Here is a 23,689-nt window from a genome sequence, read left to right as displayed (position 1 = left end):
TTCCTTTTCCCGGCCCGTCAGGGCTCGTCGTTCAGGTAGCTGACCTTGCGCAGGTCCGGCAGGCTCACGCAGACCAGCAGCGCCAGCAGGCACATGGCTGAAACATACCAGTAGAAGACGTTCTCCATCCCTACCGACTTCAGCCCCAGGGCGACGTACTCGGCCGAGCCGCCGAAGATCGCGTTGCCCACCGCGTAGGACACTCCGACGCCGAGGGCGCGCACCTCCGGCGGGAACATCTCGGCCTTGATCAGGCCGCTGATGGAGGTGTACAGGCTGACGATGGCCAGCGCCAGGATGATCAGGAAGAAGGCCATGTAGGGACTGCTCACGGTCTTCAGCGCGAGCAGGATCGGCAGGGTGCAGAGCGTGCCCAGGGTGCCGAACCAGAGCATCGAGGTCTTGCGCCCGATGCGATCGGAAAGCATGCCGAACAGCGGTTGCATCAGCATGTACGCCAGCAGGGCGAAGGTCATCACCGCGCTGGCGGTCTTGGCGCTCATCCCGGCGGTGTTGACCAGGTACTTCTGCATGTAGGTGGTGAAGGTGTAGAAGATCAGCGAGCCGCCGGCGGTGAAGCCGAGCACGGTGAAGAAGGCCCGCTTGTGCTTGAACAGCTCGGCGAAGGTGCCGGATTCCTTGCGCTCCAGGGTCGACTTCGAAGCGGTCTCGTTCAGCGAGCGCCGCAGCCAGAGGGCGATCACCGCGGTGATCGCGCCGATCACGAAGGGAATCCGCCAGCCCCAGGCGCGCAGTTCGTCTTCGCTCAGCAACTGCTGCAGGATCACCACCACCAGCACCGCCAGCAACTGTCCGCCGATCAGGGTGACGTACTGGAACGAGGCGAAGAAGCCGCGCTGGCCCTTGAGCGCCACCTCGCTCATGTAGGTCGCGCTGGTGCCGTACTCGCCGCCCACCGACAGGCCCTGGAACATCCGCGCCAGCAACAGCAGCGCCGGCGCCAGGGTGCCGATGCTGGCGTAGGTGGGCATGCAGGCGATCGCCAGGGAGCCGGCGCACATCATCACCACCGAGATCAGCATGGCGGTCTTGCGCCCGTGCTTGTCGGCGATGCGGCCGAACATCCAGCCGCCGATGGGGCGCATGAGGAAGCCGGCGGCGAAGACCCCGGCGGTGTTCAGCAACTGCACCGTGGGGTTGTCGGAGGGGAAGAAGGCCGGTGCGAAGTAGATCGCGCAGAAGGCGTAGACGTAGAAGTCGAACCATTCCACGAGGTTGCCGGAGGAGGCGCCGACGATGGCGAAGATGCGCTTGCGGCGTTCTTCGTTGCTGTACTGGTGAACAGGGGCAGTCATGCTGTTGTTCTCTCGACAGGGTCCGTTTCATCCTGACCGTGCGACGGAGCGTCCTGTTCCGCTGCACACGCGCCGCGCCGCCGCCGAAACATGGGCAGCGCCGCGCGACGCGCGCTCTTGATACCGGGCGGGCGACCCGGTTGTGCCAGTCAGACCCGCTCGATGGCCAGCGCCAGGCCTTGGCCGACGCCTACGCACATGGTCGCCAGGCCGCGCCGGCCGCCGCTCTTCTCAAGTTGATGGAGCGCGGTGAGGACCAGCCGCGCACCGCTCATCCCCAGCGGGTGGCCGAGGGCGATGGCACCGCCGTTCGGGTTGACCTTCTCACTGTCGTCGGCCACGCCCAGTTCGCGCAGGCAGGCCAGGCCCTGGCTGGCGAAGGCTTCGTTGAGTTCGATCACGTCGAAGGCGTCGATCGCCAGGTCCAGGCGCCGCAGCAGCTTGCGCACCGCCGGCACCGGGCCGATGCCCATGATCCGTGGGGCGACGCCGGCGCTGGCCATGCCCAGCACCCGCGCGCGCGGAGTCAGGCCGTGCTTCTCCACTGCCTCGGCGGAGGCCAGGACCAGCGCGGCGGCGCCGTCGTTGACCCCGGACGCGTTGCCGGCGGTGACGGTCTTCTCCGGCCCGTTGACCGGCTTGAGCCGGGCCAGCGCCTCCAGGGTGGTGTCGGGACGCGGATGCTCGTCGTGCTCGACCAGGGTGTCGCCCTTGCGCCCGCGAATCGTCACCGGGACGATTTCCTCGGCGAAGAAACCGGCCTCCTGCGCCCTGCCGGCGCGCTGCTGGCTGCGCAGGGCGAAGGCATCCTGGTCAGCACGCGACACGCGATAGTCGTCGGCGACGTTGTCGGCGGTCTGCGGCATCGGGTCGATGCCGTACTGCTCCTTCATCAGCGGATTGACGAAGCGCCAGCCGATGGTGGTGTCCTCGATCTTCTGGCCGCGCCCGAAGGCGCTATCGGCCTTGCCCATCACGTACGGCGCGCGCGACATCGACTCGACGCCGCCGGCGATGGCCAGCTCCATCTCGCCGCAGGCGATGGCGCGGAACGCCGTGCCGATGGCGTCCATCCCCGAGGCGCAGAGGCGGTTGAGGGTGACGCCGGGCACGCTCTCCGGCAAACCGGCCAGCAGCAGCGCCATGCGCGCCACGTTACGGTTGTCCTCGCCGGCCTGGTTGGCGCAGCCGAGGAACACCTCGTCCAACGCCGACCAGTCGACCCCCGGGTTGCGCTCGACCAGGGCCTTCAGCGGCACCGCCGCGAGGTCGTCGGCGCGCACCGCGGAAAGACTGCCGCCGAAACGGCCGATCGGCGTGCGCACGGCATCGCAGATGAATACCTCGCGGCTCATTCGTCGCTCCCCTTCTGTCCATGGGCGGCCGCGGTGCGCGCCTCGAGGTCGCGCAGCGCGGCGAGTTCGACCTCGCTCGGCGCGGGCGTCTCGTCGACCCGCTCGGCGAAGCGGATCGCCCAGCCGGTGGCCTCGACCACCTGCTCGCGGGTCACGCCCGGATGCAGCGAAGTGACCACGAACTCGTTGCTGCCGGCTTCCGGCTCCATGATGCACAGGTCGGTGATGATCGCCACCGGCCCCTTGCCCGGCAGGCCCAGGCGCTGGCGCGAGTCGCCGCCCTCGCCATGGCCGACCGAGGTGACGAAGGCCAGCTTGTCGACGAAGGTGCGGTGCGACTGCTTGAGGATGATCAGCACTTCTTTGGCGCTGCCGGCGATTTCCGGCGCGCCGCCGGCTCCCGGCAGGCGCACCTTGGGCTGGCGGTAGTCGCCGATCACGGTGGTGTTGATGTTGCCGAAGCGGTCGACCTGGGCCGCGCCGAGGAAGCCGACGTCGATCCGTCCGCCCTGCAGCCAGTAGCGGAAGATCTCGCCGGTGGGGACCACGGTATCGGCGGTCTCGGCCAACTCGCCGTCGCCGATGGACAGCGGCAGGACGCTGGGCTTGGCGCCGATCGGCCCGGACTCGTAGATCAGCACGACGTCCGGCGAGGAAGTCAGGCGCGCCAGGTTGGCGGCCTTCGACGGCAGGCCGATGCCGACGAAGCACACCGCGCCGTTGTGCAGGCGGCGGGCGGCGGCCACGGTCATCATCTCGTTGGTGCTGTAGCTGCTCATCGCTTGCCCTCCGCGAGCTTGGCCTGGAAGGCGCCGAAATCCTCGGTCCCCCGGATGTATTCGTCGATCCACGCGGTGAAGCTTTCGCGGTCGCGGGCGATCGGGTCCCAGTCCTGGTAGAAGCGGTTGTCGCGCTCGTAGTAGCCGTGGGCATAGGACGGATGCGCGCCGCCGGGCACCAGGCACACGGCGCTGAGCGCCCAGCTCGGCAGGACGCAGGCGTTCATCGGGGCGTCCAGTTCGTCGACGATCTCCTCGACGGTGACGATGCAGCGCTTCGCCGCCAGGGCGGCTTCCTTCTGCACGCCGAGGATGCCCCAGAGCAGCACGTTGCCCTTGCGGTCGGCCTTCTGCGCGTGGATCACGCTGACGTCCGGACGCACCGAGGGCACCGCCGCCAGCACTTCGCCGGTGAACGGGCAGGTGACGCTGCGGATCAGCGGGTTGACCTTCGGCAGGTCGGAGCCGGCGTAGGCGCGCAGCACCGCGAAGGGCAGCCCGGAGGCGCCGGCGACATAGGCGTTGGCGAGGTCGGCGTGGCTGTGTTCCTCGATCTCCAGCGGTTGCGGCCAGCCCTTCTCCACCGCGTCGCGCAGGCGGTGCAGCGAACCGACACCGGGGTTGCCGCCCCAGGAGAACACCAGCTTCTTCGCGCAGCCTGCACCGATCAGCAGGTCGTAGACCAGGTCGGGAGTCATGCGGATCAGCGTCAGGTCTTTCCTGCCCTGGCGGATCAGCTCGTGGCCGGCGGCCGTCGGGATCAGGTGAGTGAAGCCTTCGAGGGCGACGCTGTCGCCATCGTGGACGAAGCGTCGCACCGCTTCGCGCAGGGAGAGGATTTCAGCCATCGGTCGGGTCTCGTCTTGTTGTGCGCTGCCTGGACGGCACGTGACGAGAACCTTACGCCGGGGTCCGAGGGCTCACAATCCGATAATCGATTAACAGTTCGATAATCGAACAGAACGTTAGCAAGCATCCGATCGACCGAAGCCGCCGCCTCATTCGTCGCTGTGGATCACCACCAGCAATTCCGCCTGGGTCTCCCCCAGGGAGCGGATGCGGTGCGGCTTCTGTGCGTTGAAATGCAGGGCGTCGCCGCGCTCGAGGATGATCCGCTGGTTCATGAAGTCGACCTCGACCTGGCCCTCATGGACGAAGATGAACTCTTCGCCGAGGTGCTCCTTGAACGTCGAGTGACTGAAATCGCGCGGGGGGTGGACGATGAACGGCAACAGCGCGCGGGCGCCGATCTGCTGCGCGAGGGAGGCGTAGGCCGGGCCGTCGTCGCCGCTGGACAGCGACTTGCGCTGGTCGCGACGAACGATGCTGTAGCCGTCGACACCGTCGCTTTCCTCGGAGAACAGCTCCTCCACCTGCACGTTCAACGCCTTCGCCAGCTTCAGCGCGGCGGCAATGGACGGCGTGTTCAGCCCGCGCTCGACCTTGGACAGGTAGCTCTTGGTCAGGCCGGTCTTCTCGGCCAGGGTCTCCAGCGTGACCCCGAGTTTTTTTCTCAGCAATTTCAAGCGCATGGACATTGAGGACAGCCTTCTCCCGATGGCGATGAAACTTTTCTCTTGCTAATGACACTTTGTGTCATATAACTTGATCCGTGTCATTTACAGCCGGGTCGTTGCGTGGCGCGCAACTGCCTGGCGTTTCCCCCGACTCGCTCCGTCAAAGGAACCTCGCATGGCTACGACACTGGAATTACCCAAGGATCAACTGATCCAGCACGCGCTGAAGCAGATGAAAAGCAGCCTCGGCGATAATACGTGGACTGACCGGCAAAAGCTGGCCCTGACCTGCCGGATTCTCTTCGAGGCCGGCCACGACTCCGGGCTCGCCGGGCAGATCACCTCGCGCGGCCCGGAGGCGGGGACCTACTACACCCAGCAACTGGGCCTGGGCTTCGACGAGATCAGCGCCGGCAACCTGCTGCTGGTCGACGAAGACCTCAACGTCCTCCACGGGCACGGCATGGCGAATCCGGCCAATCGCTTCCACAGCTGGGTCTATCGCGCCCGCCCGGACGTCAACTGCATCATCCACACCCACCCGCTGCACATCGCCGCGCTGTCGACCCTGGAAGTACCGCTGCAGGTCTCGCACATGGACCTTTGCCCGCTATACGAAGACTGCGCCTTCCTCAAGGACTGGCCGGGCGTGCCGGTAGGCAACGAGGAAGGCGAGATCATCTCCGCCGCCCTCGGCGACAAGCGCGCCATCCTGCTCTCCCATCACGGCCTGCTGGCCACCGGTGCGAGCATCGAGGAGGCCTGCGTGATCGCGGTGCTGCTCGAGCGCGCGGCGAAGATGCAGTTGCTGGCGATGGCCGCCGGGGAGATCAAGCCGATCCCGCCGGCCCTGGCGCGCGAGGCCCACGACTGGATCTCCAACCCGAAGCGCCACGGCGCCGCATTCAACTACTACGCCCGGCGCTGCCTGCCGCGCAACAGCGACTGCCTGAGCTGAACGACCTTTCCCACCAGGTCCGTCCTGGCATTTCCCACTCAATGTCACGGGTACATCCAATGTCCGCATCCATCCACGGCATCATCGGCTACACCATCACCCCCTTCGCCGCCGACGGAGGTCTCGACCTGCCGGCCCTCGGCCGCTCCATCGAGCGCCTGATCGACGGCGGCGTGCACGCCATCGCCCCGCTCGGCAGCACCGGCGAAGGCGCCTACCTGAGCGACCCGGAATGGGACGAGGTGGTCGACTTCACCCTGAAGACCGTCGCCCATCGCGTGCCGACCATCGTCAGCGTCTCCGACCTGACCACCGCCAAGACCGTGCGCCGCGCGCAGTTCGCCGAATCCCTCGGCGCCGAGGCGGTGATGGTCCTGCCGATCTCCTACTGGAAGCTCAACGAGGCGGAAGTGTTCCAGCACTACCGCGCGGTGGGCGAAGCCATCGGCGTGCCGGTGATGCTCTACAACAACCCGGGCACCAGCGGCATCGACATGTCGGTGGAACTGATCCTGCGCATCGTCCGCGAAGTGGACAACGTGACCATGGTCAAGGAGAGCACCGGCGACATCCAGCGCATGCACAAGCTGCGCCTGCTCGGCGAAGGCCGGGTGCCCTTCTACAACGGCTGCAACCCGCTGGCGCTGGATGCCTTCGTGGCCGGCGCGAAAGGCTGGTGCAGCGCCGCGCCGAACCTGATCCCGACGCTCAACGGCCAGCTCTACCAGGCGGTGCTCGACGGCGACCTGGAGGAGGCCCGCGCGCTGTTCTACCGGCAGTTGCCGCTGCTCGACTTCATCCTCCGCCGGGGCCTGCCGACCACCATCAAGGCCGGCCTGGGCCTCTCCGGCCTGGAGGTGGGGGCGCCGCGCCTTCCGGTGCAGGCGCTGGATACCGAGGGCTGTCGGTATCTGCAGGGGTTGTTGGAAGAGCTGCGCTGATCACCCCGTCAGCGCTTTGACCCGACGGGCCCGGACGACTTGGGGCCCGTCGTTTTTTTTGCCGACGCGCAGCGCGCTCAGCGCGCCGCCCAGGCATTGAAACGCTGTTCCAGCTCCTCGCCGTGGTCCACCCAGAACTCGGCATCCACCGCCCGCGCGCCTTCGAGGTTGGCCGGCGCGGTCGGCAGCGCCTCCTGCACCGTCTTCGGCAGCAACGCCAGGGTGCCCTTGTGTACCGGCCCGTAGGGGATCTGCTCGGAGAACACCTTCTGCGTCTGCGGCTGGCTGGCGAAGGCGATGAATTTCTCCGCCAGCGCCTTGTTCGGCGTGCCCTTCACCACCGCCCAGTACTCCGGATCGTAGAGACTGCCGGGCCAGACGATGGCCAGTTTCACCCCCTCCTTCTGCGCAGCGGCGATGCGCCCGTTGTAGGCCGCGCTCATCACCACGTCGCCGGCCGCCAGCCATTGCGGCGGCTGGGCGCCGGCCTCCCACCACTGGATGTTCGGCTTGAGCTGGTCGAGCTTGGCGAAGGCGCGGCTGACCCCCTCCGGGGTGGCAAGTACCTTGTAGAGGTCCTCCGCCTTCACCCCGTCGGCCAGCAACGCCACTTCCAGGGTGTACTTGGCGCCCTTGCGCAGGCCACGCTTGCCGGGGAACTCGCGGACGTTCCAGAAATCCGCCCAGGACTGCGGCGCCCTGGCCAGCTTCGTCGAGTCGTAGGCCATCACCATCGACCAGACGTAGGTGGCCACCCCGCACTCGCTGAAAGTGCCGGGGACGAACTGCGCGGGGTCGCCGAAACGCGCCGGGTCGAGGCGTTCGAACAGCCCCTCGTCGCAGCCGCGGAGCAGTTCGGGGCTCTCCACCTCGACCACGTCCCAGCTGACCTTGCCGACGTCGACCATGGCCTTCACCTTGGCCATTTCGCCGTTGTATTCGCCGGCGACCACCTGCCCGCCGCCGCTTCGCTCGAATGGCTTGAAATAGGCCTGTTCCTGGGCGGCCTTGGTCGCGCCGCCGAAGGAGATCACCGTCAGGCTCTGGCTCTGCGCCTGGGCCGCCGCGGCGAACGCCAGGCCGAACAGGGACAACCGGGAAAACACGTGTGCGTACTGGTGCAAGGACTTGAACATGGAACACTCCCACAGCCGATTGGCATTGTTGTGATGTTGCTGAGGCAGTTGCCGGCCAGAGGCCGAAACGGTTCCGCGCGCGGTCGCCAGGCGCCGCATCGTCGTTATGGGGGGACGCTCCGTGTCGCAGGCGACCCGGCCGAGGCCGGGCCGCCGGGGCGCGTCAGAGCACGCCGATCTCGCGCGCGGTGCGATCCACCGCGATACGGGTCTTGTCGATCAGTTCGTCGATCTCGGCACGCCCGGCCACCAGCGCCGGGGCCATGATCATGCGGCCGAGGGTGGAGCGGATGATCACGCCCTCCTCGAAGCCGATGGTGCGGCAGCGCCAGGCCAGATCGTTCTCGTTGGCGAAGCGCTTGCGGGTCGCCTTGTCCTCGGCGAACTGCAGCGCGGCGACGAAGCCGGCGCCCTGGACCTCGCCGACCAGCGGATGGTCGCCGAAGACCTCGCGCAGGCAGCGTTGCAGGTAGGGTCCGGTCTCCTCCCTGACCCGCGTGACCACGCCCTCGTCGCGCAGCGCCTTGAGGTTGGCGATGGCCACCGCCGCCGCCACCGGGTGGCCGGAATAGGTCAGGCCGTGGGCGAACACCCCGCCCTGCTCCACCAGCACCTCGGCGATGCGCTTGCCGAGTACCAGGCCGCCCATGGGGATGTAGCCGGACGTCAGGCCCTTGGCGATGGACAGGGTGTCCGGCTGGAAGCCGAAGTGTTCGTGGGCGAACCATTCGCCGGTGCGGCCGAAGCCGCCGATCACTTCGTCGGCGCACAGCAGCACGTCGTACTGCCGGCAGATGCGCTGGATCTCCGGCCAATAGCTTTGCGGCGGGAAGATCATGCCGCCGGCGCCCTGGAAGGGCTCGGCGACGAAGGCGGCGACGTTCTCCGCGCCCAGTTCGAGGATATTCTCCTCCAGTTGCAGCGCCGCGCGGCGACCGAACTCGGCCGGGCTCAGCTCGCCGCCGTTGGCGTACCAGTAGGGTTCGTCGATGTGGGCGAAGTCCGGCAGCATGCCGCCCATCTCGTGCATGAACTTCATCCCGCCGAGCGCGGTGCTGCCCAGGGTCGAGCCGTGGTAGCCGTTCCAGCGGCCGATCATGATCTTCTTCTGCGGCTTGCCGAGGATCTGCCAGTAGCGCCGCACGGTACGGATCAGCACCTCGTTGGCCTCGGAGCCGGAGTTGGTGTAGATCGCGTGGCTGTAGTGGTCCGGCAGCAGGCTGAAGAGCATCTCGGAAAGCTCCACCACCGCCGGGTGGGTGGTGTGGAAGAACATGTTGTAGTACGGCAGTTGTTCCAGCTGGCGGCTGGCGGCGGCGGCGAGGTCCTGGCGGCCGTAGCCGAGGTTGGTGCACCAGAGGCCGGACATGCCGTCCAGGTAGCGCTTGCCGTCGTTGTCCCAGAGCTGCAGGCCATCGCCGCGGACCATCACCCGCGGGCCTTCGCGGTTCAGCGCCTTCTGGTCGAGGAAGGCGTGGATGTGGTGCGCGGCGTCCAGTTGCTGGTAGTCGCGGGTGTCGCGCTGCGGGTTGAGCTGAGCGGTCATCGTCTGTGTTCTCCTTGTTCCCTTGGCGCGTCAGGCCGAAGGGGATTGCAGGGGATCGAGGGCGACGGACTTGCCCTGGGCAGTCTCACCGGCCGTCTCGAGCGGTTCGGGTACGAAGAGGGGCTTGCGCATCACGCCCTTGATCCACACCACCGCCACCAGCGAGACCACGCCGAGCACCACGCCGGCGCTGGCGAAGATCCGTCCGGTCATTTCCGGGGTCGGCGAGACGTGGACCACCGCGTAGATCATCCCGGCGATGCCGAACAGTTGCGGCAGCGGGTAGAACGGCGTGCGGAACGGACGGGCGATGTGCGGATAGCGACGGCGCAGGGCCAGCACGTCGACGTGGGCGATGATGTAGGCCAGCAGCCAGGCCAGCGCGGCGGCGAGCAGCAGCAGGTTGATCGAGTCCGGGTCCTGGCCGAGGATCAGGATCGGCAGGCCGGTGATCGCGGCGACGAACAGCACCGCCACCCAGGGCGTGCGCGCCCGCCGGCTGAGCTGCTTGAATTGCGGGAAGGCCTGGCCGTTCTGCGCCATCCCGTAGAGCATCCGCGGGATCGCCGCCAGCGACGAGTTGAGGGTGCTGCAGGTGGCGGTGATCGCGGCGATCACCAGGAACAGCTGGCCGTACTCGCCGAACACGCGGTTGGCGAAGAGGAAGTGTGGCAGCGGGTCGCCGGCCAGTTCCGCCTGCGGGATGCACAGCAGCGCACCGAAGCAGTAGAGGGCGATGGTCAGGAAGATGATGCTCAGGCCGAGGATCATCGAACGCGGGATGTTGCGCTCCGGACGCCGCGTCTCCTCCACCAGCGGGCAGACGAACTCGGCGCCGACGAAGCCCCACACGGCCATCGCGGTGAGCGCCAGGGCGCTTACCCCCAGCGGGTTCCAGCCGCTCGCCAGGGCGGTCTGCGCGGAAGCGTGGTCGCTGCTCACCGCACCCAGGCCGAGCACCAGCAGGACGATCATCATCAGCAGCGCCAGCGCGCTCTGCAGGCGCGCGAAGATGTCGATGCCGAGCAGGTTGAGCAGGGTGAACAGGCCGAGCACGCCGTAGGCCACCAGCATCGGCGGCAGCGCGCCGGGGTAGACCTTGCCGATGATCAGGTCGAGCAGCAGCAGTTCCGCCGAGAGGGCGAACATCGCCACCACCACGTAGCCGGAAAAGGTCGCCAGGATCGCCGGGAAATGCCCGATGGCCACCTCGGTGTAGCTGCTCAGGCTACCGGCGCGGGGAATCATCAGGGCCAGCTCGGAAAAGGAAAAGGCGTAGCTCAGCGCCAGCAGGTAGGCCACTCCCAGCGGCACGATGAAGCCCAGGCCGGCCGTCCCGGCGCCTTGCAGCATCAGTACCATCACGCCCTGGGAAACCACCAGGCCGATGGCCACCGCCAGCAGCGGTCCCAGCCCGAGCACGCGGCGCAGGGCCGGCTCACGCACGTTCGGCGTGTCGTTCATTCGATCGTCCTCTTGTTGTCGTTATCGGCATCGAGTCGTGTCGCGTCCGTCGCGTCTTCAGCGCAACTGGAACCAGGTCGTCTTCAACTGGGTGTACTTGTCGAAGGAATGCAGCGACAGGTCGCGACCGAAGCCGGACTGCTTGCCGCCGCCGAAAGGCACCGCGACGTCCAGCGCGTCCACGGTATTCACCGACACCGTTCCGGCATTCAAGCGCCGCGCCACCCGGTGTGCACGGTGCAGGTCGTCGCTCCACAGCGAGGCTGCGAGGCCGTAGCGGCTGTCGTTGGCCAGGCGTATGGCCTCGTCCTCGGAGTCGAAGGCGCTGATCGCCAGCACCGGACCGAAGATTTCCTCGCGGGCCAGCTGCATGTCCGGGCGTACGTCGCCGAACAGGGTCGGTTCGATGAAGTTGTCCGAACCGTTGATCGTCAACTGCCGGCCACCGCCGAGCAGGGTCGCGCCCTCGCCTTGCGCCCGCTCGATGGCGGCGAGAATCCCGGCGGTCTGCCGGCGGTCGACGATGGCGCCGGCGCGGCTGGCCGGGTCCAGCGGATCGCCCGGCTGCCAGTCGCGGGCCTTGGCCAGCAGGCGCTCGACGAACTCGTCGTGGATCGAACGCTCCACCAGCAAGCGCGAGTTCGCCGAACAGACCTCGCCCTGGTTGAAGAAAATGCCGAAGGCGGCCTTTTCCGCCGCCAGGTCAAGATCGCGGCAATCGGCGAACACCAGGTTCGGACTCTTGCCGCCGCACTCCAGCCAGACCTGCTTGAGGTTGGATTGCGCGGAATACTGCATGAAGTACTTGCCGACCTCGGTGGAGCCGGTGAACACCAGTGCGTCCACCTCCGGGTGCAAGCCGAGGGCCTTGCCGGCCTGCTCGCCGAGGCCCGGCACCACGTTCAGCACGCCTTCCGGCACCCCCGCCTCCAGGGCCAGCTCGGCCAGGCGCAGGGCGGAGAACGGCGACTGCTCGGCCGGCTTGAGCACCACCGAGTTGCCGGCGGCCAGGGCCGGGGCGAGCTTCCAGGCGGCCATGTCGAGCGGGAAGTTCCACGGCACCACCGCGCCGATCACCCCCAGCGGCACGCGGGTAATGGTGGCCAGGGTCTGCTGGGCGGTCGGCGCGACCTGGTCGTAGAGCTTGTCGAGGCTTTCCGCATACCAGGCGAAGACGTGGGCGGCGCCGGGTACATCGATGTTCCAGGCGTCCATCACCGGCTTGCCCATGTTCAGCGAGTCGAGCAGCGCCAGCTCTTCGCGATGGGCCAGCATCAGCTCGGCCAGGCGCAGCAGCACGCGCTTGCGCTCGACCGGGGCGAGACGCGCCCAGGGGCCTTCGTCGAAGGCGCGGCGGGCGGCGGCCACTGCCGCGTCGACGTCGGCCGCATCGCAGGCCGCGACCCGCGCCAGCAGGCGATTGCTCGCCGGATCGATGGCGTCGAAGGTAGCGCCGCTGGCGGCTGGACGCTGGCGGCCGCCGATCAGGGCCTGGTCGATGAAGCGCTGTGTCGCGGCGCGCCGTTGCCAATCGCTGAGTTCGAACACCCCACCTTCTCCTTGTTATCTCGCCGGTCTGCGCCGGTCGTGGTTCTGCACGCATGGCCCGGACCGCCGGGAGGCGGACCGCTGTCCATGGGGTCGATGGGGAAGGATGGTCGCGCAAGCCGCGGCGAAGGAAAATTATTAAAAATGTCCTCGGGACATAAGAAAAAGCTGGCCAGGCGTGCCCCGGCAAAGTGCGTCGTGCTGGGTTATCGTGCAGGCGGGCAATCGTCGTCGCGGCCAGCGCCGCGACGCTCGGCAGCGGCCTGCAACTTGCTTGCAGCGCGGCGGACACAACAATCGAGGCGCGCACGCCCGGCCCGGGGAGGATGATGCGCCGATGAGGTCTTGCAGTGGCGTCCTATACCTTGCGGCAACTCAAGTATTTCGTGACCACCGTGGAATGCGGCAGCGTGGCCGAGGCCTCGCGCAAGCTGTACATCGCCCAGCCGTCGATCTCCACGGCGGTGAAGGGTCTGGAGGAAAGCTTCGGCGTGCAGCTGTTCATCCGCCATCACGCCCAGGGCGTGTCGCTGACCCCCGCCGGCGCGCGCTTCTACCGCAAGGCCCAGGAACTGCTGCGGATGGCCCACGAGTTCGAGCAGAACGCCCTGGCCGACAACGACGTGATCGCCGGGCAGATCGACATCGGCTGCTTCGAGACGGTCGCCCCGCTCTACCTGCCGGGCCTGATCGCCGGCTTTCGCCAGGCCTATCCGGGGGTGGAGATCCGCATACGCGACGGCGAGCAGCAGGAACTGGTGCAAGGCCTCACCTCCGGGCGCTTCGACCTGGCCTTCCTCTACGAGCACGACCTCGACTCGACCATCGAGACCGAGCCGCTGATGCCGCCGCAACGACCCCACGCGCTGCTCCCCGAAGGGCACCGCTTCGCCGGGCAGGCGCAAGTGTCGCTGCGCGACCTGTGCCTGGAACCGATGATCCTGCTCGACGTGCAGCCCAGCCGCACCTATTTCGTCAGCCTGTTCGAGGAACTCGGCCTGACGCCGAACATCGCCTTCAGCTCGCCGTCCATCGAGATGGTGCGCGGCATGGTCGGCCAGGGCTTCGGCTTCTCCCTGCTGGTCACCCGCCCGCATTCGGAATGCACCTACGACGGCAAGAAGGTGGTCATGGTCGACCTCGCCGAGCCGGTGTCCACCTCCGGGCTCGCCGCCGCCTGGCTGAAGCGCGCGCAACTGACCAAGCCGGCACGATTGTTCGTCGACTACTGCCGGGAGCAACTGGGCAAGCTCGCCGAGCGCCGGCACTGATCCTCAGCTTTCCGACATTCCAAGAGGAATTTTCTTCCTGACAAAGACGAATCCGATGACTGTGGCAAAAAGCCTCCGTTGCTAGGGTGGCCGGCGCTCCGGACCACCCCGGTCCGGCAGGTCACCGGCAGCAAGGGCACCATCCGCTGAGTTCCGTTAGCCTATCGGCGGCTCAGGCTGCCGAAGCGGGATTCCATCCGGTCAGTGCAACTCCGCCTTCCCCAAGGCGTCTCCAGGCCGTCATGCTCCGCCACGCGCTAGGACATGACGGCCCTTTTTACCCCTCCCGCGCCGCCTCAGGCACAATCCCCCGACGCCACCGGCCAGGGGAACGCGGATGCTGATCGACGAAGAAATCACCCTCAAGAAGCTGGAAACCTTCCTCGCCTTCATGCGCACCGGCAACCTGGCGCGCGCGGCGGCGGAACTGGGCACCAGCAACGTCAGCGTGCACCGCGCCATCCACTCGCTGGAAAGCGCCCTGCGCTGCCCGCTGTTCAAGCACGAGGGACGCAACCTGACCCCGCTGGAAAGTGCCTACGTGCTCGAGGAGCGCGCGCAGAAGCTGGTCCAGGAGGTGCTCGACACGGTGCGCCTGACCCGCGAGGCGGCCGGCTTCTCCGCCGAGCGTTTCAAGCTCGGCGCGCTCTATTCGCTGACGGTGAAGACCGTGCCGCAACTGATCATGGGCCTCAAGCTGCGACGCAGCGCGCTGAACATCGACCTGATCCTCGGCTCCAACGTCGATCTGTTCTACCAGCTGAAGAACATGGAGCTGGATGCCATCCTGGTGTCGCTCAACGACAGCGTCAGCGATCCCGACTGCGAGCACCTGCCGCTGTTCTCCGATGACATCTTCCTCGCCGTGCCGGTGGACTCGCCCTACGCCAGGCTCGCCGAGATCGATCTCAGCACCCTGCGCGACACGCCCTTCGTCACGCTCACCCAGGGCTTCGCCACCCATCAGGACGGCACCCGGGTGTTCCAGCAGGCCGGCTTCGAACCGCAGATCGCGATGCAGGTGAACGACATCTTCACCCTCCTCAGCATGGTCAGCTCGGGGGTCGGCCATGCGCTGCTGCCCAAACGCATCGAGGCGGTCTACGAGAACCGCGTGCGGCTGATCCCGCTGCAACCGCGCTATCGCCTGCAGCAGCACATCGGCGTGGTGTTCCTCAAGGCCAAGGAGCGCGACCCGAACCTGCTGGCGTTGCTCGCAGAGTGCCGGATGTACAGCCTGCGCCTGGAGCAGGAGGCGGCGGGATAGCGGACGGAAGTCCACATTACCGCTGGCCCGCTGACCTCTCCCCAACCCTCGCCCTTCAGGGAGAGGGTGCCCGGACGAGCCCGCTCACCCAACCAGGCCACGCACGCTGAAATACAGCAGCGACGGCCCCAGCAGGCAACCGATGGCGGTATAGAACGCCGCGGTCAGGCAACCGTAGGGCACCAGCTTCGGGTCGGTGGCGGCGAGGCCGCCGGCGACGCCGCTGGAGGTGCCCATGAGACCACCGAAGATCACCGCCGTACGTGGATTGTTCAGGCCGATGTAGGGCGCGACGAAAGGCGTCAGGACCATCACCAGGATCGCCTTCACCAGCCCGGCGGCGATGCTCAGCGCCATCACCTCGGAGCTGGCCCCCAGGGCGGCGCCGGTCACCGGTCCGACGATGTAGGTGACCGCGCCGGCGCCGATGGTGGTCAGGCTGACCGCATCGGTATAGCCGAACGCCATGGCCACCGCGACCCCGGCGACGAACGACGATCCGACCCCGAGGAACAGCGACACCACCCCGGAAACCCCTGCCCGACGCAGTTCCTCGACATTCACCCCGAAGGCCGTGGCGACGATGGCGAAGTCGCGCAGCATGGCGCCACCCAGCAGGCCGATACCGGACATCAGGGGCACGTCCACCAATCCTTTCTGCCCGCCGGTGGCGACGCCGCCGACGTAGGACAGCACCAGGCCGAGGAAGATCGCGATCGCCGAGCCGTGCAGGCGCCCGCGGGTGAGGCGCGCCGACAACCAGTAGGACACCGCCATGGTCACGCCGATGATGGCGAAGCCGCTGATCAGGCCGTAGCCATTGATGACTTTGTTCAGGGACTCGAACATGGCGCTCACCCCTGCACGCTGGTGCGCGGTTTCAATGGCGGGGCGCCTTCGGCTTTCTTCCGGCCGAAGCGGTCGAGCAGCGGGACCAGGGCGAAGGCCACGGCGACCGCGGCGATGCCGGCGAGGATAGCGGCCGGCCCGCCGCTCAGCGCGCCGAGGACATTCTGCTGGGCGGCCATGGCGACCACGATGGGAATGTAGACCGCGCTCCAGAACTCCACGCCCTGCTCGGTCTTCGCCGAGAGCAGGCCACGCTTGCCCAGGTAGCTGCCGACGAAGATCAGCAGCAGCATGGCGATGCCGACGCCACCGACGTTGGCCGGCACGCCGAGCATCACGCCAAGGATCTCGCCGATGAACAGCCCGGCGAGGGTACACAGAGACAGCAGTGCGACACCGTAGATAATCATTATTGTTGTCCTCGGTTGCGGATCGATGTTGTTGTTTTTATGCCTCGAACGAACGCTTATCGGGTTCTCTTTTCCTCCTCGCGCAACAGCGCGTCCAGGGTATCCGCCCGGGAGCCTTCGAAGGCCGGCGTGGCGCAGCCGAACAGAGGCCGCGCCAGACCGCTGAGGACCCGTCCCGGCGGCAGCTCGAGATGCAGGCGGGCACCGCGCTCGTAGGCGCTGCGCAATGTCGCCAGCCACTCGACGCGGCGCGCCATGTTGCCGGCGAGATCGTCGGCCAGCGCGGCCGGTTCGGCGACCAGGCGCGCCCGGCTGCTGCTCAGGTAGGGCACGCGCGGCCGATGCAGGCGGATGCCGGCGAAGGCTTCGGCCAGGCGCGCGGCCGGTTCGTCGAGCAGCGCACAGTGCGACGGTACGCTCACCGCCAGGCGCTTCGCCGCGCTGGCGCCGGCGGCACGGGCGCGTTCGGCGAGGGCGGCCAGAGCCGCTTCGCTGCCGGCCACCACCAGTTGCCGCTCGGCGTTGACGTTGGCCAGGTAGAGCGGCGGGTGCTCGCGCCGCACCGCCAGGATCAGCGCTTCCAGTTGCGCCTGTTCGAGACCGAGGATGGCGCTCATCCCGTAGCCCTCGGGCCAGGCGGCCTGCATCAGTTCGCCACGCAGCGCCACCAGACGCAGCGCGTCGTCGAAGTCCAGCGCGCCGGCTACCACCGCCGCCGGATAGGCGCCGATGGACAGCCCGGCGACCAGCCCCGGCCGATGCCCGCGCGTCTCCAGCAGGCGGCTGGCGGCGACCCCGGCGATCAGCAGGCACAACTGCACCGCGCGGGTGCCGTGCAAGGCCTCGGCGCTCTCCAGTTCGGCCGGCGCCTGGCCGAGACAGTCCGCCGCCTGCTCCAGGCAGGCGCGCACCGGCGGTTCGTCGGGCAAGGCCGCGAGCATGCCGGGACGTTGGGCGCCCTGGCCGGGATAGGCGAACAGCACGCTCATGCCTCGACCTCCGCGATCCGCCAGGGGTCTTCCAGCAACAGCGGCGCCTCGCTGCCTTTCGCCAGCACCCGGGGCCGACCCTCGGCCCATTCGCGCAGGGCCACGCCGCCCGCCGGGGTCTGCAGTTGCAGGTCGATCCGGCAGGGACACTGCTCGAAGCACTGCAGCAGGCGCAGCGCGTCATCGCGCGGGAACGGGCGCGGGGTGCGCAGCAGCAGGTCGAGGTCGCTGTCCGGATGCAGCACGGCGACCCCGCTGGCCAGCTCGAAACCGGCGCCGCCGGTCACGCCCCAGGCCAGTCCCAGCGCGTTCAGCGGCGCACGCAGGTCGCGCAAGGCACGCCAGGCCGGCAGATCGCGCAGCATCGCCGGCTCGCGCTGGCCCAGCGCTTCCGGGCGCAAGCGCCGGGTGATTGCCGCCAACGGCATCCAGCCGGCCCAGCGCTGCTCCCGCGCCAGGCCGCGCACGCCGATGGCCACCCGCGCAGGATCTGCCGGCGCACGGCGCACCACCACCGGCCAGCCGGCCTTCAGTGCCGCGCAGACCCAGGCCGGAGCATTCTCCGGCAAATGCGCCGGCGCCATGCCCAGGAGCAAGTCATGGGGTTCCGGCCCTGCCCTGCGACGCATCGGATCAGGAGCGAGCCGTCGCCGGCTGGAGCCCCGCTGTGAGCTGTTCGCGATGACCACGGCTCGCTCCTGAATTCACCACTGCTCGCGCAGCAGCCGGCGCACCCGCGCCGACGCCTCGCGGTTGGCCGCGCCGAGGCGGCCGCCGAGGTCGCGCGGGCCGCCGAGGATATCGGCCAGGGCCTCGCCCAGGCAGGTGCGGACCCGCACCAGGTCCGCCGTCGACGGCACCTCGACGGTCTCCACCGGAAGGGTCCTCCAGAGCAGGCCGAGCGACGCGTAGCTGTCGATGTCGTAGGCCATCGGCGGCACCTTCGCCGCCAACGCCTCCAGTTCCTCGACGCTGCGCAGGGTGATCCGCGCGGCGGCGGCCTTGCCCATGGCGTGGACCATCACCCCCGGATCGTGCAAGGCGATCAGGCGGTTGGCCTGGTAGCCGTGGGCGAGGAACGCACCGGACATCGCCTTGCCCACCAGCAGGCCGATCAGCGGATGCCCGGCGAGTCGGGCGCGGGCGTAGGCATCCACCGCCCCGGCCAGCGCCTGGTGGATACCCAGGGCCTCCTCGCGGCGGCCGTAGGCCTGGCTCGGCACGTCGACGATGGCCAGCAGCGCGCGCTTGCGCGGCGCCTCGCGGTCGGCCTCCAGCGCCTCGTCGACGGCGGCGGCCAGGCCCCAGCCCTCGAGCAGCCCGACCTCGCCCTGGCGAGCGCGCGGGAACGGATTGTCGGGATCGGGCACGACGGCCAGGAAACGCACCGGATAGCCGTCCAGCTCGGCATCGGCGACGCGCAACGAAGCAGGATCGCCGGGACGCGGCGCGAGGCTACCGGCCAGCGCCTGGAACCAGGCCAGGCCACGGGAAGTGAACGGTTGGCTCATGTTGCATCTCCTTGGCCCAGCCCCTGGTACAGCCGGCGCACGCCGGCGGCATCCGGTTGCTCGGCGGTATCGAGGTCGCCCAGCCGCCGCAGGTAATCCTCGGCGCGGCGGCAGCGCGGCCGTGCCGGCAGGCCCTTGGCGAAATACGCGAGTACCGAGGTGCGTACCTCATCGAGGTCGTCGGCCAGGTAGGCGTCGGCGAGACCGCTGGCGAAGCGCTGCTCGCCGCCGGTGAGGCTCCAGATGAACGGCCGGTCGCGCGAGTCGTATTCAGCGATGCCGGCCTCCTGTTCGATCACCTGCGGACCGTTCAATCCGAGGCGCGCCTCGCGGGTCACCAGCACGTAGCTGCACAGCCCGGCGGCGATGGACATGCCGCCGAAGCAGCCGACCGGCCCGGCGATCACCGCCACCACCGGCTGGTAGCGCTGCAGATCGACGATGGCCGCCTGGATCTCGGCGATCGCCGCCAGTCCGAGGTTGGCTTCCTGCAGGCGCACGCCACCGGTTTCCAGCAACAGCAGGGCCCGGGTCGGAACGCCGTTGCGGTTGTCCTCGGCGGCCAGCTCCAGCGCGCCGGCGATCTTCGCTCCGCTGACTTCGCCAAGGCTGCCGCCCTGGAAGGCACCTTCGATGGCGGCGAGCACCGCCGGCTGGCCGTCGAGCAGGCCACGAGCGACCACTACCCCATCGTCGGCCTGGGGCACGATGCCCTGTCGTTCCAGCCAGGGTGACTGCACGCCGGCGAAGGGATCGAGCAACTCGCGGAAGCTGCCCGCGTCAAGCAGGGCCCGGGCGCGTTGGCGCGCTCCCAGTTCGGTGAAGCTGCGCAGCGCCAGCAGGCGGGCGACGTCAGTCATGGCCAGCCTCCTCCAGTGCCTGCTCCAGGCGCAGGCGGACCACCCCGGGAGTGGCGCCGAAATCGTGGATGCGGATCGACGCGGCCGGCGCCGTGGACGCCGCGAAGACCCGCGCGAAGAGTTGTTGCCAGCGCGGGCCGCTGCCGTTTACCGAGGTCACCACCTGGATGCTCAGCGCGCCTCCGGCGGCCGGCTCGAGCAGCACCTCCAGGTCGCCGGAGCCGACACAGCCGGCCAGGGCGCGACCGCGCGCCGGAGCGCCGGCGGGAAATTCGAAGGTCAGGGTTTCCATCTCAGAGACTCCCAGCCCACCCACCGGACACGGCGGGCAGGCGATCGAGGAAAAGACAGGCGGCCAGCAGGTCGGCGGCGCCGCCGGGCGAAGCGTTCAGCGCCAGCAGGCGGCGGTCCAGCTCGCACAGGCGGCGACGACCGGCGAGACTGGCGCTGCCGCCGGCGGCGAGCACCGCGCGGGCGCCATCCTGCATCGCGGCGAGGCCGACGCGGCCGGCGCGGTGCAGCACGCAGGTATCGTCGAGGATGCTCATGATCGCCAGCAGCGCATCGAGCCTGGCGTTCTGCTCGCCAGCGCCGCCTTCGCGGCTGCGCCATAGCTGCGGCAGGCCGTGGCGCACTGCGCGGGGGAAGCCGAGACGCGCCTCCTCGCGGGCGCCGCCGACGCCGTAGCGCCGACGGACGCGCTCGCCGTGGCTGTCGCCGATGGCGGCCGCCGGATCGTCGAGCAGGGCGATGCGTCCTGCGCGCGCGGCCACTTCGCCGGCCTGCGTGCGGCGCGGTTCGAGAGCGGCGGCCGCGACCAGCAGGCCGAGCGCCCAGATCGCTCCGCGATGGGTGTTCACGCCTTCGGTGGTACGCAGCATCGCCGCCTCGCCGTCGCGCCCCAGTTGGCCAAGGACGCCGCGCAGGCGCGCATCGATGCGCCCATGCCGCTGGGCGGCGTCGGCCATTTCCTTGAAACACGGCCACAGGCTCAGCGCCGAGGCCTGCATCAGGCCCAGGTGCAGGTCGGCATGCGCGCCATTGCCGCGGCGGTCCACCAGGGCCGGCTTGGGCGACAGTTCGGCTTCGTCGATGAGGGCGTCCACCGCCAGGTCGGCCAGGCATTCGCCGAGGTCGGCACACGGCGTCGCCGCGAGGTTCGCGATGGCGTTCATCACCAGCTCCTGAAACGCGCCGGCGGCTGGTACAGCCCGCCGGACCACTCGACCAGCTCGGCGATGCTCTTCGCCGCCAGCAGCTCGCGCGAGGCGTCGGTGCGGCGGATGCCGAGGTCCTCGGGCAGCGCGATCAGCCCTTCGCGGCGCATCCGCAGGGTCTCGCGCGGATCGTGGCGCAGGCCGATCGGACTGATCCCCGCCACCGCCGCGATCATCGCCTGGCGCTCCTCCAGCGAGCGCGCCTTGTACAGGTAGGCGATGCCTTCCTCGGTGAGCACATGGGTGACGTCGTCGCCATAGATCATCACCGGCGCCAGCGGCATGCCGGTCTCGCGCGCCACCTCCAGCGCGTCGAGGCGCTCGACGAAGGTCGGCTTGCCGCCGTCCTGGAAGGTCTCGACCATCTGCACCACCAGCTTCCTGCCGCGCTCCAGCAAGGCCTCGGGTTCGCCCCGCATGTCCAGCCAGGCCGGCGTCGAGTGGCGCCGGCCGCGCGGGTCGTGGCCCATGTTCGGGGCGCCGCCGAAACCGGCCAGGCGTCCGCGGGTGACGGTGGAGGAATGGCCGTCGCCGTCGACCTGGAGGGTAGCGCCGATGAACAGGTCGACGGCGTATTGTCCTGCCAGTTGGCAGAACATCCGATTGGAACGCAGCGAGCCGTCGCGACCGGTGAAGAACACGTCGGGACGCTGGGCGATGTAGCCCTCCATGCCCAGCTCGGTGCCGAAGCAGTGCACGCTCTCGACCCAGCCGCTCTCGATGGCGGGGATAAGGGTCGGGTGCGGGTTGAGGGTCCAGTGTCGGCAGATCTTGCCCTTCAGGCCGAGGGACTCGCCGTAGGTCGGCAGGATCAGCTCGATGGCCGCGGTGTTGAAGCCGATGCCGTGGTTCAGCGACTGCACGTTGTGCCGCTGGTAGATGCCGCGGATCGCCATCATCGCCATCAGCACGTGGACCGGCTTGATGTGGCGCGGGTCGCGGGTGAACAGCGGCTCGATGTAGAACGGCTGGTCGGCCTCGACCACGAAGTCCACCCAGGACGCCGGGATATCCACTCGCGGCAGGTCGCGCGGGTCGTCGACGATACGGTTGACCTGGACGATGACGATGCCGTCGCTGAACGCGGTGGGCTCCACCAGCGCCGGGGTGTCTTCCGTGCTCGGCCCGGTGTACACGTTGCCTTCGCGGTCGGCGACGAAACCGGCGACCAGCGCCACGTTGGGGATCAGGTCGACCACCAGCCGCGCGTACAGCTCGATGTAGGTGTGGATCGCGCCAATCTCCAGCAGGCCGTCTTCGAGCAACTGGCCGATGCGCAAGCTCTGCGGGCCGGAGAAGGAGAAGTCGAGCTTGCGCGCGATGCCCAGTTCGAACAGGTCGAGATGCTCCGGGCGGCCGACGCTGGGCATGATCATGTGCAGGTCGTGCAGCTTGCCGGGATCGACCCGCGCCAGCGAACGGGAGAGGAAATCCGCCTGCTTCTGGTTGTTGCCTTCCAGCACCACCCGATCGCCCGGCGCGATCAGCGCCTCCAGCGCGGCGACCAGGCCTTCGCGCGGCAGCACCGCGCCGTCAGCCAGGCCGCGCACGCGCTCGAGGCGCCGCTGCTTTTCCTGGCGGCGCCGCGACCACTGCGGCGGGGGAGAGATCGGTGTCGTCATGTCGGCTCCAGGTTTCACGCTGTCGTGAGGAGCCACGTTAGGCAGGCCGCCAGGCCTGTTCAATCAAGCAGCCGCCATGATCGTTACGCTTGGGTTAACGATGCAGCGCTGGCGCTGCGTTCAGGACGTCACGGCGTCCGGAAACTCTTCGCGCAGGGCCTCGCCCAGCCAGCCGATGAACCACTCGACGTCCGCCGAGGGCGTGCCGGGCGGGGTCAGCACCTGGTAGCACTCCAGTGCCGCCTCGGCGGCCAGGGGCCGCACCAGAGCGCCGCTGCGCAGTTCCTGGCGGACCAGCACCTCGTTGGCCAGGGCGATGCCGAGACCCTCCTCGGCCCGCGCCAGGGCATGGTCGTTGCTCAGGTAGAGCACCGCCGGACGGACCTCGACGTCGACCCCGATGGCGGAGAACCAGAGGTTCCACCACTCGCCGTCGTCGACATGGATGAGCTTGTGCGCGACCAGTTGCTCCGCCGACTCCAGCGGCCCGGCGGCGGCCAGGTAGGCCGGCGAACACACCGGGAACACCTTGGGCCGGATCAGCAGCGCGCGCGGGTTGGCGTACTGGCCCGGCAGGCCATAGACGATACCGAGGTCGGCGCTGCGCTCCTCCACGTGGTCGAAGGTGGGATTGGGTTCGAGGGCGATCTTCAGCCCCGGCCGCTGTGCGCAGAGGGTTTCCAGGCGCGACGTCAGCCAGCGCCGGGAGAACGCCGGCACCGCCATGATCCGCAGCCAGCGCGCGCCACTGAGCTGGCCGCCGGCCTCGGCGATCTGCTGCAACGCGGTGGACACCGCGGCGTAGTACTGCCGCCCGGCCGGGGTCAACAGCACGCCACGCGAAGTACGTTCGAACAGACGCGCGCCGAGCCAGTCTTCCAGCAGCCGGACATGCCGGCCGACCGCCGGCTGGGTTACGTGCAGGGCTTTCGCCGCCGCCACGTAGCTACCCAGGCGGGCGGCGGCCTCGAAGGCGCGCACAGCGTTCAACGGGGGCAAACGGGGGATCGACATGGGCCTTGCGAACCTCGCTAGATGTTAATTTTTTTAACACCTTATATAAAAAAATTGAGCTTTCGACAGCCGCCCCTTTTCCGCATCATCCGCTCCAGCCATCGGCGACCACAAGCCGG

The 23,689-nt window shown here is 68.6% G+C and carries 23 protein-coding genes; 4 read left to right on the top strand and 19 right to left on the bottom strand.

Going from position 1 to position 23,689, the window contains the following annotated elements:
• Positions 1-17: 17 nt before the first annotated feature.
• From ACTJJX_RS16670 to ACTJJX_RS16650, 5 genes are all read right to left on the bottom strand, one after another.
• Positions 18-1,316 (bottom strand): MFS family transporter, encoded by a 1,299-nt coding sequence (locus tag ACTJJX_RS16670; RefSeq protein WP_003101889.1) that lies wholly within the window; start codon positions 1,314-1,316, stop codon positions 18-20.
• Between the two features lie 149 nt (positions 1,317-1,465).
• Positions 1,466-2,671, bottom strand: coding sequence for a 3-oxoadipyl-CoA thiolase (pcaF, locus tag ACTJJX_RS16665; RefSeq protein WP_003101891.1), 1,206 nt, complete (start codon positions 2,669-2,671; stop codon positions 1,466-1,468).
• On the bottom strand, positions 2,668-3,450 hold the full coding sequence (locus ACTJJX_RS16660; RefSeq protein ID WP_016852332.1) for a CoA-transferase subunit beta: 783 nt from the start codon (positions 3,448-3,450) through the stop codon (positions 2,668-2,670). Before ACTJJX_RS16660 ends, pcaF begins: the two co-directional genes overlap by 4 nt.
• Positions 3,447-4,298: a CoA transferase subunit A gene (locus ACTJJX_RS16655; RefSeq protein WP_003084060.1), complete on the bottom strand. Its 852-nt coding sequence runs from the start codon at positions 4,296-4,298 to the stop codon at positions 3,447-3,449. The genes ACTJJX_RS16660 and ACTJJX_RS16655 overlap by 4 nt, the downstream gene beginning before the upstream one ends.
• Positions 4,299-4,448: 150 nt before the next feature.
• Positions 4,449-4,988 (bottom strand): helix-turn-helix domain-containing protein, encoded by a 540-nt coding sequence (locus ACTJJX_RS16650; RefSeq protein WP_003112674.1) that lies wholly within the window; start codon positions 4,986-4,988, stop codon positions 4,449-4,451.
• A 154-nt stretch (positions 4,989-5,142) separates the two neighbouring features.
• Here ACTJJX_RS16650 and ACTJJX_RS16645 point away from each other — a divergent pair, with 154 nt between their 5' ends.
• Complete coding sequence (locus ACTJJX_RS16645) at positions 5,143-5,925, top strand: aldolase (protein ID WP_016852331.1); 783 nt, start codon at positions 5,143-5,145, stop codon at positions 5,923-5,925.
• A gap of 59 nt (positions 5,926-5,984) precedes the next feature.
• Complete coding sequence (locus ACTJJX_RS16640; protein ID WP_016852330.1) at positions 5,985-6,866, top strand: dihydrodipicolinate synthase family protein; 882 nt, start codon at positions 5,985-5,987, stop codon at positions 6,864-6,866.
• Between the two features lie 77 nt (positions 6,867-6,943).
• Here ACTJJX_RS16640 and ACTJJX_RS16635 read toward each other — a convergent pair whose 3' ends face one another.
• From ACTJJX_RS16635 to ACTJJX_RS16620, 4 genes are all read right to left on the bottom strand, one after another.
• Positions 6,944-8,002 carry an ABC transporter substrate-binding protein gene (locus ACTJJX_RS16635; RefSeq protein ID WP_003101898.1) on the bottom strand — a complete coding sequence of 353 codons (1,059 nt, stop codon included), beginning with the start codon at positions 8,000-8,002 and terminating at the stop codon, positions 6,944-6,946.
• Between the two features lie 163 nt (positions 8,003-8,165).
• Entirely contained in the window at positions 8,166-9,548 is a 1,383-nt protein-coding gene (locus ACTJJX_RS16630; RefSeq protein WP_016852329.1) for an aspartate aminotransferase family protein, read from the bottom strand.
• Positions 9,549-9,578: 30 nt separating this feature from the next.
• Positions 9,579-11,012, bottom strand: coding sequence for an APC family permease (locus ACTJJX_RS16625; RefSeq protein WP_003084045.1), 1,434 nt, complete (start codon positions 11,010-11,012; stop codon positions 9,579-9,581).
• Positions 11,013-11,069: 57 nt separating this feature from the next.
• Positions 11,070-12,560: an aldehyde dehydrogenase gene (locus ACTJJX_RS16620; protein WP_003112672.1), complete on the bottom strand. Its 1,491-nt coding sequence runs from the start codon at positions 12,558-12,560 to the stop codon at positions 11,070-11,072.
• Positions 12,561-12,910: 350 nt separating this feature from the next.
• Here ACTJJX_RS16620 and ACTJJX_RS16615 point away from each other — a divergent pair, with 350 nt between their 5' ends.
• The gene (locus tag ACTJJX_RS16615) at positions 12,911-13,831 is read left to right on the top strand and encodes a LysR substrate-binding domain-containing protein (RefSeq protein WP_003084035.1); all 921 of its coding nucleotides are present in this window, start codon (positions 12,911-12,913) and stop codon (positions 13,829-13,831) included.
• Between the two features lie 337 nt (positions 13,832-14,168).
• On the top strand, positions 14,169-15,098 hold the full coding sequence (locus tag ACTJJX_RS16610) for a LysR family transcriptional regulator (protein WP_003084019.1): 930 nt from the start codon (positions 14,169-14,171) through the stop codon (positions 15,096-15,098).
• 84 nt (positions 15,099-15,182) lie between these two features.
• Here the strand turns inward: ACTJJX_RS16610 and madM are convergent, their stop codons facing one another.
• From madM to ACTJJX_RS16560, 10 genes are all read right to left on the bottom strand, one after another.
• Positions 15,183-15,947, bottom strand: a complete 765-nt coding sequence (gene madM, locus ACTJJX_RS16605) for a malonate transporter subunit MadM (RefSeq protein WP_003084016.1) — start codon at positions 15,945-15,947, stop codon at positions 15,183-15,185.
• Between the two features lie 5 nt (positions 15,948-15,952).
• On the bottom strand, positions 15,953-16,357 hold the full coding sequence (gene madL, locus ACTJJX_RS16600; RefSeq protein ID WP_003161012.1) for a malonate transporter subunit MadL: 405 nt from the start codon (positions 16,355-16,357) through the stop codon (positions 15,953-15,955).
• Positions 16,358-16,413: 56 nt separating this feature from the next.
• Positions 16,414-17,346 (bottom strand): malonate decarboxylase subunit epsilon, encoded by a 933-nt coding sequence (mdcH, locus tag ACTJJX_RS16595; protein WP_003161013.1) that lies wholly within the window; start codon positions 17,344-17,346, stop codon positions 16,414-16,416.
• Positions 17,343-18,035: a malonate decarboxylase holo-ACP synthase gene (locus tag ACTJJX_RS16590; RefSeq protein WP_003118606.1), complete on the bottom strand. Its 693-nt coding sequence runs from the start codon at positions 18,033-18,035 to the stop codon at positions 17,343-17,345. Before ACTJJX_RS16590 ends, mdcH begins: the two co-directional genes overlap by 4 nt.
• 15 nt (positions 18,036-18,050) lie before the next feature.
• On the bottom strand, positions 18,051-18,857 hold the full coding sequence (gene mdcE, locus ACTJJX_RS16585; RefSeq protein WP_003133103.1) for a biotin-independent malonate decarboxylase subunit gamma: 807 nt from the start codon (positions 18,855-18,857) through the stop codon (positions 18,051-18,053).
• Positions 18,854-19,717 (bottom strand): biotin-independent malonate decarboxylase subunit beta, encoded by an 864-nt coding sequence (locus ACTJJX_RS16580; RefSeq protein WP_003084003.1) that lies wholly within the window; start codon positions 19,715-19,717, stop codon positions 18,854-18,856. The genes mdcE and ACTJJX_RS16580 overlap by 4 nt, the downstream gene beginning before the upstream one ends.
• Positions 19,710-20,009 (bottom strand): malonate decarboxylase subunit delta, encoded by a 300-nt coding sequence (locus ACTJJX_RS16575; RefSeq protein WP_003084001.1) that lies wholly within the window; start codon positions 20,007-20,009, stop codon positions 19,710-19,712. The genes ACTJJX_RS16580 and ACTJJX_RS16575 overlap by 8 nt, the downstream gene beginning before the upstream one ends.
• Position 20,010: 1 nt before the next feature.
• Positions 20,011-20,892, bottom strand: a complete 882-nt coding sequence (locus ACTJJX_RS16570; protein WP_003145068.1) for a triphosphoribosyl-dephospho-CoA synthase — start codon at positions 20,890-20,892, stop codon at positions 20,011-20,013.
• Complete coding sequence (gene mdcA, locus ACTJJX_RS16565; RefSeq protein ID WP_016852328.1) at positions 20,892-22,556, bottom strand: malonate decarboxylase subunit alpha; 1,665 nt, start codon at positions 22,554-22,556, stop codon at positions 20,892-20,894. Before mdcA ends, ACTJJX_RS16570 begins: the two co-directional genes overlap by 1 nt.
• Before the next feature lie 120 nt (positions 22,557-22,676).
• Entirely contained in the window at positions 22,677-23,570 is an 894-nt protein-coding gene (locus ACTJJX_RS16560) for a LysR substrate-binding domain-containing protein (RefSeq protein ID WP_003106182.1), read from the bottom strand.
• Positions 23,571-23,689 lie beyond the last annotated feature (119 nt).

Source organism: Pseudomonas sp. 22490 (assembly GCF_052044465.1).
Taxonomy (GTDB): Bacteria; Pseudomonadota; Gammaproteobacteria; order Pseudomonadales; family Pseudomonadaceae; genus Pseudomonas; species Pseudomonas aeruginosa.
Note: the sequence above shows the minus strand (reverse complement) of the source record. Positions and strands in the feature narration are given on the sequence as shown.

Excerpts from the sequence above, each read along its gene's own strand:
- mdcE (WP_003133103.1), bottom strand. The coding sequence starts at position 18,857 with ATGAGCCAACCGTTCACTTCCCGTGGCCTGGCCTGGTTCCAGGCGCTG.
- ACTJJX_RS16630 (WP_016852329.1), bottom strand. The coding sequence starts at position 9,548 with ATGACCGCTCAGCTCAACCCGCAGCGCGACACCCGCGACTACCAGCAA.
- ACTJJX_RS16645 (WP_016852331.1), top strand. The coding sequence starts at position 5,143 with ATGGCTACGACACTGGAATTACCCAAGGATCAACTGATCCAGCACGCG.
- ACTJJX_RS16575 (WP_003084001.1), bottom strand. The coding sequence starts at position 20,009 with ATGGAAACCCTGACCTTCGAATTTCCCGCCGGCGCTCCGGCGCGCGGT.
- ACTJJX_RS16640 (WP_016852330.1), top strand. The coding sequence starts at position 5,985 with ATGTCCGCATCCATCCACGGCATCATCGGCTACACCATCACCCCCTTC.
- ACTJJX_RS16570 (WP_003145068.1), bottom strand. The coding sequence starts at position 20,892 with ATGAACGCCATCGCGAACCTCGCGGCGACGCCGTGTGCCGACCTCGGC.
- madM (WP_003084016.1), bottom strand. The coding sequence starts at position 15,947 with ATGTTCGAGTCCCTGAACAAAGTCATCAATGGCTACGGCCTGATCAGC.
- madL (WP_003161012.1), bottom strand. The coding sequence starts at position 16,357 with ATGATTATCTACGGTGTCGCACTGCTGTCTCTGTGTACCCTCGCCGGG.
- ACTJJX_RS16560 (WP_003106182.1), bottom strand. The coding sequence starts at position 23,570 with ATGTCGATCCCCCGTTTGCCCCCGTTGAACGCTGTGCGCGCCTTCGAG.
- ACTJJX_RS16650 (WP_003112674.1), bottom strand. The coding sequence starts at position 4,988 with ATGTCCATGCGCTTGAAATTGCTGAGAAAAAAACTCGGGGTCACGCTG.
- ACTJJX_RS16660 (WP_016852332.1), bottom strand. The coding sequence starts at position 3,450 with ATGAGCAGCTACAGCACCAACGAGATGATGACCGTGGCCGCCGCCCGC.
- pcaF (WP_003101891.1), bottom strand. The coding sequence starts at position 2,671 with ATGAGCCGCGAGGTATTCATCTGCGATGCCGTGCGCACGCCGATCGGC.
- ACTJJX_RS16580 (WP_003084003.1), bottom strand. The coding sequence starts at position 19,717 with ATGACTGACGTCGCCCGCCTGCTGGCGCTGCGCAGCTTCACCGAACTG.
- ACTJJX_RS16670 (WP_003101889.1), bottom strand. The coding sequence starts at position 1,316 with ATGACTGCCCCTGTTCACCAGTACAGCAACGAAGAACGCCGCAAGCGC.
- ACTJJX_RS16610 (WP_003084019.1), top strand. The coding sequence starts at position 14,169 with ATGCTGATCGACGAAGAAATCACCCTCAAGAAGCTGGAAACCTTCCTC.
- ACTJJX_RS16655 (WP_003084060.1), bottom strand. The coding sequence starts at position 4,298 with ATGGCTGAAATCCTCTCCCTGCGCGAAGCGGTGCGACGCTTCGTCCAC.
- mdcH (WP_003161013.1), bottom strand. The coding sequence starts at position 17,346 with ATGAGCGTGCTGTTCGCCTATCCCGGCCAGGGCGCCCAACGTCCCGGC.
- ACTJJX_RS16635 (WP_003101898.1), bottom strand. The coding sequence starts at position 8,002 with ATGTTCAAGTCCTTGCACCAGTACGCACACGTGTTTTCCCGGTTGTCC.
- mdcA (WP_016852328.1), bottom strand. The coding sequence starts at position 22,556 with ATGACGACACCGATCTCTCCCCCGCCGCAGTGGTCGCGGCGCCGCCAG.
- ACTJJX_RS16625 (WP_003084045.1), bottom strand. The coding sequence starts at position 11,012 with ATGAACGACACGCCGAACGTGCGTGAGCCGGCCCTGCGCCGCGTGCTC.